At 61.4% G+C, this 11,586-nt stretch carries 13 protein-coding genes; 12 read left to right on the forward strand and 1 reads right to left on the reverse strand.

Going from position 1 to position 11,586, the window contains the following annotated elements:
* Positions 1-72 precede the first annotated feature (72 nt).
* The 12 genes from bchL (at position 73) to Q0M35_RS05260 (ending at position 10,798) form a co-directional block, all read left to right on the forward strand.
* Positions 73-972 (forward strand): ferredoxin:protochlorophyllide reductase (ATP-dependent) iron-sulfur ATP-binding protein, encoded by a 900-nt coding sequence (bchL, locus tag Q0M35_RS05205; RefSeq protein WP_295313162.1) that lies wholly within the window; start codon positions 73-75, stop codon positions 970-972.
* A complete protein-coding gene (bchM, locus tag Q0M35_RS05210; protein WP_295313163.1) occupies positions 972-1,715 on the forward strand; it encodes a magnesium protoporphyrin IX methyltransferase in 744 nt (247 codons plus the stop codon). Before bchL ends, bchM begins: the two co-directional genes overlap by 1 nt.
* The gene (locus tag Q0M35_RS05215) at positions 1,712-3,142 is read left to right on the forward strand and encodes a PucC family protein (RefSeq protein WP_295313164.1); all 1,431 of its coding nucleotides are present in this window, start codon (positions 1,712-1,714) and stop codon (positions 3,140-3,142) included. The genes bchM and Q0M35_RS05215 overlap by 4 nt, the downstream gene beginning before the upstream one ends.
* A 22-nt stretch (positions 3,143-3,164) precedes the next feature.
* Positions 3,165-3,932 (forward strand): photosynthetic reaction center subunit H, encoded by a 768-nt coding sequence (gene puhA, locus Q0M35_RS05220; RefSeq protein ID WP_169642588.1) that lies wholly within the window; start codon positions 3,165-3,167, stop codon positions 3,930-3,932.
* 154 nt (positions 3,933-4,086) lie between these two features.
* Complete coding sequence (puhB, locus tag Q0M35_RS05225) at positions 4,087-4,755, forward strand: photosynthetic complex putative assembly protein PuhB (RefSeq protein ID WP_295313173.1); 669 nt, start codon at positions 4,087-4,089, stop codon at positions 4,753-4,755.
* Between the two features lie 4 nt (positions 4,756-4,759).
* Positions 4,760-5,227 (forward strand): photosynthetic complex assembly protein PuhC, encoded by a 468-nt coding sequence (puhC, locus tag Q0M35_RS05230; RefSeq protein WP_295313165.1) that lies wholly within the window; start codon positions 4,760-4,762, stop codon positions 5,225-5,227.
* 19 nt (positions 5,228-5,246) lie between these two features.
* On the forward strand, positions 5,247-5,543 hold the full coding sequence (locus Q0M35_RS05235) for a hypothetical protein (RefSeq protein WP_295313166.1): 297 nt from the start codon (positions 5,247-5,249) through the stop codon (positions 5,541-5,543).
* A complete protein-coding gene (gene acsF / locus Q0M35_RS05240) occupies positions 5,540-6,658 on the forward strand; it encodes a magnesium-protoporphyrin IX monomethyl ester (oxidative) cyclase (protein WP_295313167.1) in 1,119 nt (372 codons plus the stop codon). The genes Q0M35_RS05235 and acsF overlap by 4 nt, the downstream gene beginning before the upstream one ends.
* Before the next feature lie 100 nt (positions 6,659-6,758).
* Positions 6,759-7,592, forward strand: coding sequence for a putative photosynthetic complex assembly protein PuhE (gene puhE, locus Q0M35_RS05245; RefSeq protein ID WP_295313168.1), 834 nt, complete (start codon positions 6,759-6,761; stop codon positions 7,590-7,592).
* Positions 7,582-8,796 carry a 5-aminolevulinate synthase gene (gene hemA, locus Q0M35_RS05250; RefSeq protein WP_295313169.1) on the forward strand — a complete coding sequence of 405 codons (1,215 nt, stop codon included), beginning with the start codon at positions 7,582-7,584 and terminating at the stop codon, positions 8,794-8,796. The genes puhE and hemA overlap by 11 nt, the downstream gene beginning before the upstream one ends.
* 72 nt (positions 8,797-8,868) lie before the next feature.
* Positions 8,869-9,288, forward strand: coding sequence for a cytochrome C (locus tag Q0M35_RS05255; protein ID WP_295313170.1), 420 nt, complete (start codon positions 8,869-8,871; stop codon positions 9,286-9,288).
* A gap of 247 nt (positions 9,289-9,535) precedes the next feature.
* Positions 9,536-10,798, forward strand: coding sequence for an MFS transporter (locus Q0M35_RS05260; RefSeq protein WP_295313171.1), 1,263 nt, complete (start codon positions 9,536-9,538; stop codon positions 10,796-10,798).
* Positions 10,799-10,850: 52 nt separating this feature from the next.
* Here Q0M35_RS05260 and Q0M35_RS05265 read toward each other — a convergent pair whose 3' ends face one another.
* Positions 10,851-11,528, reverse strand: a complete 678-nt coding sequence (locus Q0M35_RS05265) for a hypothetical protein (RefSeq protein WP_295313172.1) — start codon at positions 11,526-11,528, stop codon at positions 10,851-10,853.
* Positions 11,529-11,586: the final 58 nt, after the last annotated feature.

An 11,586-nucleotide genomic window follows, 5' to 3' on the forward strand; every position in this document is an offset into this window, starting at 1 on the left:
CCCTGCCCCGGACCCCGGGATATTTGACAGCCAGAGAAGCCGGGGTGTGCGCCCCTTTGAAAGGAACGAACCATGAGCCCTTTGGACAGAACACCTCCCGCATTGCGCGGCGCAGACGGCGAGGGATCGGTGCAGGTGCATCAGGACGAGAGCGCGAAGATTGAAGGGGCGAAGGTCTTTTCAGTCTATGGCAAGGGCGGGATCGGCAAATCCACGACCTCCAGCAACCTGTCGGCGGCCTTTTCGATGCTGGGCAAGCGGGTGTTGCAGATCGGTTGTGACCCCAAGCATGACAGCACTTTTACGCTGACCGGCACGCTGGTGCCGACGGTAATTGATATTCTGAAGGAGGTTGATTTTCATCCTGAGGAGCTGCGCGCGGAAGATTTCGTTTTCGACGGCTTCAACGGGGTGAAATGTGTGGAGGCGGGCGGGCCGCCTGCCGGGACCGGTTGTGGCGGATATGTGGTGGGCCAGACGGTGAAGCTGCTGAAACAGCATCATCTGCTCGATGACACCGATGTGGTGATTTTCGACGTATTGGGCGATGTGGTCTGCGGCGGGTTTGCAGCGCCTTTGCAGCACGCCGACCGGGCGCTGATTGTGACAGCCAATGATTTCGACAGCATTTACGCGATGAACCGGATCATCGCCGCCGTGCAGGCCAAATCAGCCAACTATAAAGTGCGGCTGGCGGGATGTGTCGCCAACCGGTCGAAGGATACCGATGAGGTAGATCGTTACTGCAAAACCGTGGGCTTTAACCGGATTGCACATATGCCCGATCTGGATGCGATCCGCCGCTCCAGGCTGAAAAAGAAAACGCTCTTTGAGATGCCCGACGACGAAGAGGTCGTTCAGGTGCGCAAAGAGTACATCCGTCTGGCGGAGACGCTGTGGAACGGGACGGAGCCCCTGGCCCCTGCCCCGCTGCCCGACCGTGAGATTTTTGAGCTGCTTGGATTTGACTGATGCGTGACGACGTGACCTTTCCTGAGACGATAGCGCCGCCCCCGACCGGCAAAGGGCCGGACGCGGGCTATGGTGCCACGCTCGGGCGGGTAGAGGAGTATTTCGATCAGACTGCGACCGGGACCTGGGCGCGGCTCACCTCGGATGCGCCTGTCTCGAAGATCCGTCAGACCGTGCGCGAGGGGCGCGATGCAATGCGCGCGCTGATGCTGAGCCGGCTGCCCGAAGACCTGCGCGGCGCACGGGTGCTGGATGCCGGCTGCGGTGCGGGGCAGATGACAGTTGAACTGGCCGCCCGGGGCGCCGCGGTCGTGGCTGCTGATATATCCCCACAACTCGTTGATATTGCAGAGATACGTCTGCCACCAGAGTATCGCCGCAAGGTCACCTTCACCGCCGGCGACATGCTCAGCCCGGCGCTGGGGCAGTTTGATTACGTCGTCGCGATGGACAGTCTGATCTATTACACTGCCGAGGATATCGGCACCGCGCTCGCCGGTCTGGAAAAGCGCACCAATGGCGCGATTGTCTTTACTGTTGCGCCGCGCACGCGATTGCTGATGACGATGTGGTACGCCGGCAAGCTCTTTCCGCGCAGCGATCGCAGCCCGGTGATGGTGCCGCATGCGCATGAACCGCTGGCCCGTGTCGCGAGGGCACAGGGGTTGCGCCGCACGCTGCGCCCCGTGGACCGGATCACGTCCGGCTTTTACATCAGCCAGGCCCTGGAGGTGCGCGCATGAGCAGCCGCCTGCAGAATCTTTCGCTCCGGGCCATGCCCTTTGCCGATGCCGCCAGCCCTGATCTGCCGATGGCACAGCTTTTGCGGTTGTCGCTTTTCCAGGTTTCTGTCGGGATGGCTTCGGTCCTGCTTCTGGGCACGCTGAACCGGGTGATGATTGTGGAGCTTTCGGTGCCGGCGATGGTCGTGGCGCTGATGATTGCGCTGCCGGTGCTGATTGCGCCCTTCCGGGCGTTGCTGGGCTTCCGCTCTGATACCTATCGTTCTGCCATAGGCTGGAAACGGGTACCCTACATCTGGTTTGGCTCGCTCTGGCAGTTTGGCGGGCTGGCGGTGATGCCCTTTGCGCTGCTGGTGCTGGGCGGCGATGTGGTGCACGAAATCCCCTTTGCCGGTGAAGTGCTGGCGGGCCTGGCCTTTCTGATGACCGGTCTCGGTCTGCATATGACGCAGACGGCCGGTCTCGCGCTGGCCTCTGACCGTGCAACGGATGAAACACGGCCACGCGTTGTGGCGCTGCTTTATGTGATGTTCCTTGTTGGCATGGGGCTTTCGGCGGTGATCGTCGGCCTGCTGCTGCGCGATTTTACCTCGCTGAAACTCATTCGTGTGATCCAGGGTGCGGCAGTTTTCGGCATCGTTTTGAACCTGATTGCCCTTTGGAAACAAGAACATGTACGGCCCATGAGCCGTGCCGAGCGCGAGGCCCCGCGCCCCAGATTTGCCGATGCCTGGGCTGATTTCATGAACGGCGGCCAGGCAGGTCGCCTGCTCGCTTGTGTCTTTGTCGGCACCATGGCGTTCAACATGCAGGACGTGCTGCTTGAGCCTTACGGTGGCGAAATTCTCGGCCTGTCGGTCTCGGCGACCACGCTGCTGACTGCGCTCTGGGCCATCGGCGCGCTGGCGGGCTTTGCACTGGCGGGCGCGCGCCTGGCGCGCGGCTCAAACGCCTACCGGCTGGCCGGGGGCGGAATTCTGGCAGGCATCTGGGCCTTTTCTCTTGTGATCTTTGCCACACCGATGAACTCACCGGTGCTGTTTTTCACCGGCGCCGGACTCATTGGCTTTGGCGGCGGACTTTTCGCAGTCTCCACGCTGACGGCGGCCATGACCATGCCGGCGGCCGGTACTGCGGGTCGCGGTCTGGCCCTCGGTGCCTGGGGGGCGGCGCAGGCAACCGCCGCAGGTCTTTCCATCGCAATCGGCGGCGGGCTGCGCGACTGGGTCGGACATGCCGCCACAACCGGCCAGCTCGGCGAAGCGCTCAACAGCCCCGCCACCGGCTATTCATTCGTTTACCATACCGAGATTGGCCTTTTGTTTGCCACGCTCGTGATCCTGGGACCCCTCGTGCGCCAAAGCGGTCCCATCACCCCGAAGGAGACCGGCACTGCCCGCATGGGCCTTGCCGATTTCCCAACATGACCCCGTTTCAGGAGGAAACAACATGACTGGAACATTCTTTGGCGAAGTCGATCTGGCCAGCGTAACGCTCTGGCTTTTCTATATTTTCTTTGCGGCACTGATCATCTGGATCCAGCGTGAGAACATGCGCGAGGGCTATCCGCTCGAAGATGACGAAGGCAATAAGTCATCCAACCCCGGGCTCTTCCCGCTGCCTGCTGACAAGACTTTCAAACTGCCACATGGCCGCGGCGAAGTCACCGTACCCAGCGGTCAGGCGCCCGAGCGCAAGGACATCGCGATGAAACGAACGGGCCCCGGCAACGGCTATCCGCTGGAGCCCACGGGCGATCCGATGCTGGATGGTGTCGGCCCTGCCTCATGGGCACCGCGCCGCGACGCGCCGGAGCTTGACGGCCACGGCCATCCCAAGATCGTGCCGATGTCGGGCGCTGAAGGCTTCCACGTCGCAGCCGGTCGCGACCCGCGCGGTCTGCCCGTGGTCGCAGGCGACGGCGAGATTGTCGGCAAGATCACCGACATGTGGCTCGATGAGCCGGAACAGCTGGTCCGGTATCTGGAGCTTGAACTGGACAGCAAATGGGGCTCCGGCACGCGGCTGCTGCCCATCACCTTTGCCAACATCAAATCCGACCGGGTGAACGTGCATGCGCTGCATGGCAAGCATTTCGCCACCGTGCCCTCCATCGCGAGCCCGCGTCAGGTGACACTGCTCGAGGAGGACAAGATCTCGGGCTACTATGGTGGCGGCAAGCTTTTTGCCGGCAACCGCGCCGAGCCAAAGCTCTGAGGCATGATGCCTCCTGCGTCATATCGGGTGAAGCGTCCGGATTCTTCGGGGTCCGGACTGCTCCGGAGGCCGCAACCTGAAGACACGAGGGAACAGGGAGATATTCGCCATGTCTCATGATACTAAAACGCCCGTCCACGGGCAAAGTAACCAGATGAATGCCGGTGGGCATTCTTATCATTCACATGCCGGTGGACATGATGACTTCGAAATCGAACCCGTTGAGGGGCTTCCGGAAAAACCACCCGCCGGGGAACAGATCCTCTGGCAGGGCCGACCCGATACATGGGCGCTGGCCTGCGGTGCACTGTCGCTGAAGTGGATCGCGGGGTATTTCGCCCTGCTCACGCTCTGGCGTTTCGTGTCCGTGGTTGATCTGCTGCCCCTGGGCCAGGCAATCGGGGCCTCCGTGCCTTTTGTGTTGCTGGGGTTCGTGGTCTGCGGGCTGCTGCTGCTGGTGGCTTACGTTCAGGCGCGCGCCACCATGTATACCATCACCACCTCACGCGTTGTCATGCGTATCGGGGCGGCTCTGACGATCACGCTCAACCTGCCATATACCCAGGTCGGCAATGCGATGCTGGATCTGCGCCGTAACGGTACCGGCACCATCGCTCTGGAAACCATGGGCGACACAAAGCTCAGTTATCTGGTCTGCTGGCCGCACGTACGTCCCTGGCATATGAAACGCGTGCAGCCTGCGCTGCGCTGCATCCCCGGGGCCGAAAAGGTCGCAGAGGTGCTGGCCGAGGCCGCACAGGCGCGGATTTCCGTGCCGCAGGTCACCCGCGCGGCCGCCGGCGCTGCCGTGGCGGCGGAGTAGCCCGATGGTCACGCAAACCCGCCCCCGCATTCACGCCCGCAGCGAGGAACTGGTACCGCTCATCCTGGTGCGCGCCATGTTCGGACTTGTGGCTCTCGTCCTGCTGATTGTGACGCTGGCCACGCTGGCCGGGCGCGAGCCCGACAGCAAACCGCCCGCGGGCAAAATCCTCACCGAACGCGCCATCCATCTCTCCGGTGATGCCTCGGGTGCGGCCCGGGTGCTGGACGCCTCCGGCACGCTGATCGCGGATTTCGCATCTGACAAAGGCGGCTTTGTCGCCGGGATCGAGCGCGTGCTGGCACGGGAGCGCGCGCAGTCGGGTGCCGACATGACCGCCCCTGTTCTGTTACAACTCAGGGAAGGCAACCGCCTGTCCCTCTACGACCCCGTCACCGGATGGTCAGCCGAGCTCATGGGTTTCGGCGCCACCAACACCCGCACCTTCGCCAGGCTGCTGGACCAACCTTAATCCCGAGGAGGAAGCCACCATGGGACTATTCACGAAAGACACTGAACGTGCCCCCTGCACGGTTGAGATCAGTCACAAATTCGAAAGTCTGCACGCGCATGTGCGCTTCAACAACGGCGCTGTCATCTGGCCCGGGGATGAGGTGCAGGTGCACGGGCCCGAGATCATGGCTCCCTTCGGCGAGATCGTCTCCGAAGACCGCGAAGCGACGATCATCCGCGCGAGCAGGCTGGAACGCCTCTGGACGCGTCTTACGGGCGATTTCGAGGTCATGGAGCTGTGCGAGTTCTCCTTCTCCGAGGAGGTGTCGCTGTGAACAAGCCGATCAAACACACCGCCGACATTACCGACGCTGAAGAAAGCCTGAAGCTGCAGGAAAGCCAGCAGACGGTCGTGGACAGCACCGCCGCCACCGAAGTGGCGATGCAGAACACGCTGCTGACGCCGCGCTTTTACACTACGGATTTCGACGAAATGGATGCGATTGACGTCTCGCCCATCCGAGAAGAGTGGGACCAGCTGATCGCGCAGATGGTGGCAGACCCGAACAAAGGCCACTTTAAGAAAAACGATGACTGGGACACGGTCGACTGGGAAAACATGGACCCGGAGCTGAAGAAAGAATTCATCGATTTTCTGATCAGCTCGTGCACGGCCGAGTTTTCGGGCTGCGTTCTTTACAAAGAGATGAAGCGGCGCGGCAATAACAAAGACATCACGCAGCTTTTCCAGCTGATGGCGCGCGACGAGGCACGCCACGCGGGCTTTATCAATGACGCGCTGCGCGAAGCGGGTGTCGCGGTGAACCTCGGATTTCTGACGCAGAAGAAAAAATACACCTACTTCCGCCCGAAGTTCATCTATTACGCGACCTACCTCTCGGAAAAGATCGGCTATGCGCGGTACATCACGATCTTCCGGCATCTGGAGGCACACCCCGAGCACCGCTTCCACCCGATCTTCAAGTGGTTCGAGGAATGGTGCAACGATGAGTTCAGCCACGGAGAAGCCTTTGCTCTGCTGATGAAGACCGACCCGAAACTTACGCGCGGTACCAACGTCCTGTGGATCAAGTTCTTCCTGACCGCGGTCTATTCCACGATGTACGTGCGCGACCACCAGCGCCCGGCGTTCCACAAAGCGCTCGGCGTGGACCCGGACTGGTATGCTCATGAGGTCTTTACCAAAACCAGCAAACTTACTGAGCAGATCTTTCCGATCACGCTCGATATCGAGCACCCGCGCTGGCAGCGGCAGCTTGAGAAGATGCAAAAGGCCAATGCGGATCTGGCGGTTGCCACGAAAGAAGGCAGGTTCTTTGCGAAGCTGGGCGCGCAGGCCCGTGCGGTCAGTGCCTTTGTGGCGCTGATCACCATCCCGGCGAAAAAGCATGCCGTGCCGGCAGTGACGCGCCTCGAGCCGGCATATTGAGACAGCAGCCTGGCATAAGGGCTGTCTGCGCCACCAAAGACGGGCGCCCGGGCCATACGAGGCTCCGGGCGCCCGGTCTCCCCGTGGGGAGACATGCCGCGTGACGTACTGGACCCCTGCCCTCTTTGCCCTTTTCGCCTGGTGGTTCTCTACCGGTGCGATCCTGTGGGTGGTGAAATCGGCAGATCAGGGGGGCCTGCGCGCCCGCAGGCGTGCGGTGCTCTGCGGTCTGCCGTTTCTGGGCTTCGGGATCGCGGGCTTCTGGGTCACGCTCTTCACCAATGACGCGCTCAGCGTCACGGTTGCCTTTGCCTCGGCGCTTGCGATCTGGGGCTGGATAGAGCTTGCCTTTCTCACCGGCATTATCACCGGGCCGAACCGCAACCCCCTGCCCGACCATGTGCCGGAATGGGAGCGGTTCATCCGCGCCTGGGGCACGCTGGCCTATCACGAGATGCTGCTGGTCGCCACGCTCATCACCATGTTTCTGGTCGGCTGGGACCACGTAAACCCCTTTGGCATGTGGACCTTTGCGGTGCTCTTTTTCGCCCGTATCTCGGCCAAGCTGAACCTTTTTCTCGGCGTGCCCAAGATTAACGTTGAATTCCTGCCGCAGACGCTTGCGCATCTGCCGAGCCACTTCCGGCACCGCGCAATGAACTGGCTCTTTCCGGTCTCCGTGACGGCGCTGACCTTTGCCGTCGCCTGCTGGCTTGAGCGGATCGCGGCGACCTCGACGCCCGGCGCCTCGGCAGGCTTTGTTCTGCTGACCGCAATCACCGCGCTGGCGCTTTTTGAGCACTGGATGATGGTGCTGCCGCTGCCGGACGAAAAACTCTGGCGCTGGATGATCCCGGCGCCCAAACCAGACTTCACACCAAAAAACGACATAACACCTGCAGGGAAAACAGAAGGGGGACATCATGGACTTTGATGCACTGTTCCAGTCACAACTCAATGCGCTCAAAGAGGATGGCAACTACCGCATCTTCGCCGAGCTGGAACGCAAAGCGGGCGCCTTTCCGCGCGCGAAATGCCATGACGACGACAGTCCCGACCAGGTGACCGTCTGGTGCTCAAACGATTACCTCGGCATGGGCCAGAACCCTGAAGTTCTGCAATCGATGAAAGACGCGATCGACCGCTATGGTTCCGGCGCCGGCGGCACGCGCAACATCTCGGGCACCAATCATGCCCACAAACAGCTTGAAGCCGAGCTTGCGGATCTGCACAGCAAGGACGACGCACTGCTGTTCACCTCCGGATATGTCTCCAACTGGGCGGCTCTGAGCACCCTGGGCGCACGGATCCCTGACTGTGTGATCCTCTCTGATGAGCTCAACCACGCCTCGATGATCGAAGGCATCCGCCATTCGCGCGCCAATAAAGTGCTCTGGCGCCACAACGATCCCGAAGATCTCGACCGCAAGCTCTCCGCGCTGCCCGCGAATGCCCCCAAGATCGTGGCCTTTGAAAGCGTCTACTCCATGGACGGCGATATCTGCCCGATGCAGGAGATCGTCGAGGTCGCCGAAAAGCACGGCGCTATGACTTATCTGGATGAGGTACATGCGGTCGGTCTTTACGGCCCCCGCGGCGGCGGTATTTCCGAGCGCGAGGGTCTTGCCGACCGCATCACCCTTATTGAGGGCACCCTGGGCAAGGCCTATGGCGTCGTAGGAGGCTATATCACGGGCTCTGAGGCGCTTTGTGACTTTATCCGGTCCTTCTCGTCGGGTTTCATCTTCACGACCGCCCTGCCCCCTGCTGTGGCCGCAGCCGCGCAGACCTCGATCAGGCATCTCAAGGAAAGCGATACAGAACGCAGGCTGCAGCGCGAGCGCGTCGCCTATCTGCGCAAACGGCTCGACATGGAGGGGATCCCGCATATGGACAACCCCAGCCACATCATCCCGGTGATGATCAAAGACCCCGTCAAATGCCGCATGATCGCCGATTATCTGATGCAGCAGTACGGGATTTACGTGCAGCCGATCAACTATCCCACTGTGCCGAAAGGCACGGAGCGGCTGCGCTTTACGCCCGGGCCGCTGCACAGCATCGACGATATTGAACATCTGGTTCTGGCGCTCAAAGAGCTCTGGAAACAATGCGCGATTTCGCACGCAGTTGCCTGAATTCGCGGCAATGTGACTGTTGACTCTCTGCGTTATCTCCTACGTTGTTAGGCAGCAACTTAGGAGATAACGATGAAACGCACATTTGCCGCACTGATTGCACTGAGCTTTGCCGCACCCGCCTTTGCAGAAGGCGACGCGGAAGCCGGCGAAAAAGAATTCAACAAATGCAAAGCCTGCCACATGATCGTGTCAGACGACGGCACCGAGATCGTAAAGGGTGGCAAAACAGGCCCGAACCTTTATGGAATCATCGGCCGCCAGGCGGGCTCTGTCGAGGATTTCCGCTATGGTGACGACCTTGTCAAAGCCGGCGAAGAGGGCCTCGTGTGGGATGCCGCACAGCTGACCGAATACGTCACAGACCCCCGCGCCTTCCTGCGTGAGTATCTCGACGATTCCAAAGCCAAGTCCAAAATGGCCTTCAAGCTGAAAAAAGGTGGCGAAGATGTCGCGGCCTATCTCGCGTCGGTGGCCCCTGCCGAGAGCTGATCACATCTCAGTCTGAGACACTGAACCGCTGCCCTTCGGGGCGGCGGTTTTTTCTTGCGGCGTGCCCCCCCATAACTGCCTGCACTCCCGGATGATCACTGCCGGCAGCCGTCTGCTTCTGAGCGTTCAGGAGCGCCTGTTCTGTCGCAAACCGCAGGTTATGCGGCGCTGCAGCATGAGCAAAACTTCATATTGTCCGCGACTGTAAACCAGCAGTATCTGCTGGCAGCACGGAGCGGATGAGAACATGATCAGAGTGATTTCCGGCGTCTGGGCTCTGTTGCTTGGTATCCTGCTGATCATGCTGGGCAATGGCATGCATTTCACGCTCATCGGCCTGCGCGGAGGGATCGAAGGGTTCTCATCGACAGAGCTGGCCGTGGTTACTTCCGGCTATTTCCTCGGCTTCCTGTCCGGCGCGCGCCTGACGCCGCTGATGATCCAGAGGGTCGGTCACGTGCGGGTCTTTGCGGCCCTCGGCAGCTTTATGTCAGCAGCGCTGATCGCTCTACCGCTGCTTACTGAACCCTGGGCCTGGACCGTTTTGCGGGTGCTCATCGGGTTCTGCATGTCAGGCATCTACGTAGCGGCTGAAAGCTGGCTGAACGCGGCCGCCACCAATGACACACGCGGCAAAGTGCTCTCGGCCTATATGATCGCGCAGACGCTTGGCATCATCGCGGCCCAGGGGCTGCTGACACTGGGCGATGCGGCAACCTCGGTCCTGTTCATCTGCGCCTCAATCCTCGTGTCGGTTTCTTTCGCGCCTATCCTTTTGTCCGCAACACCGGTCCCGACGGTCGAGGTTGCGCGTCCTATGCCGCTGCGCGAGCTGTTCCGGGGCTCGCCGCTGGGAACCGTAGGCATTTTTCTTCTGGGCAGTATCTACGCCACGCAATCGGGCATGGGGGCGGTTTTCGGCACGCAGATCGGGCTGACCACCACCCAGATTGCGTCTTTTGTCGCGATGCTTTTTGCCGGCGCCCTCGTGATGCAGTACCCGATCGGGTGGCTGTCTGACCGGATGGACCGGCGAACGCTGATCCTGGGGCTTTCGGTGCTGGGGGCAGCCTCCTGTATCCTGGGATGGGTCTCCGGTGGAGGGCGCTGGCCACTGATGGCGGCGGCCTTCTTTGCAGGCGGTGTAACCACCCCGCTTTATGCGCTGCTCCTTGCGTACACCAACGACGCGCTCCCTACAGCAGATATGCCGGCGGCATCGGGCGGGCTTGTCTTTACCTTCGGACTTGGCGCCATCGCAGGGCCAATGGTCACGGGCTGGGCCATGCAGAGCCTGAACCCCCATGCCTTCTGGCTGGTACTCTGCGTGACCTTTGTCTGTATCGCCCTCTATGCACTCTACCGCATGACACAGCGCGCTGTGGTTCCCGGCGAGGAAACGGACAGCTACCTGAATGTGTTGCCTACCGCTTCCGCTGTGGCTGTCACTGCAGCAGGTGACTGGGCCGCTGAAAACGCCGAGGCCGAGAGCAGCGCCGACCCTGCATAGTGATGCCTGACCGTATCCGGGTCCGGCCCGCTCACCGCGCTGCAGGAAAGGGTCATGTCACAATCCGCACCTCGGCCACATCCGCATCCACCTCACGACAGGCTGCGAGCACACGGCCCGCCAGATGCGTCTGCACATAGGCTGCATGAAACCGTGACGGAGCGCGCAGGGTAAGCCGCCCCCCTGCCCTCCCGGCACGCTCCAGCGCCGCCAGCCATGAGGCATATGTTCCGGTGTCTTCTGCATGTAGCACGGCCTGCGCCAGTGCCCATTCCGTTCCGTGTGTCAGATCAGGGGCCGGCACCGTGCCACGGACCGGCAGGGGCACAACCTTTTCCACGTCCCCGCCTGCCATGCGAAGCTCGAAATCAGGCCCTACACAGGGCCATTGAGCGTTTGTGTCCGCGAGGATCCGGTCGATGCCCAGCCGGTATTCCGTGACCCGTCCGCGCGCGCCCTGCCGCTTCACTGTAAGCCAGGCGCGCGCGCGCAGGAGCGCCATCTCGCGTTTTACGGTGCGCTCATCCACGGACCACAGCCGCGCAATCTCGCGCTGGCCCACTGCAAGCTCATCGCGGGACCAGTTGTATCTTGCGGTGATCAGGGTCATCAGCCTCAGCACGCGGCGCTGATCATGCTTACCCTGCGCCAGCCCAAAAGCGCCCAGAGCGGTCAGCAGATCGTATTTGCGTGCAGATGCTCCACGGCCCACAGGTTTGGTGGAAAACATTCTCTGCCCTTGATGATATGTTGCACAGACCCTGTGCCAGGCTGTGCTGCCTCAGATG

The sequence above is a fragment of the Roseobacter sp. genome (assembly GCF_024639605.1).
In the GTDB taxonomy this organism is placed as follows: domain Bacteria; phylum Pseudomonadota; class Alphaproteobacteria; order Rhodobacterales; family Rhodobacteraceae; genus Roseobacter.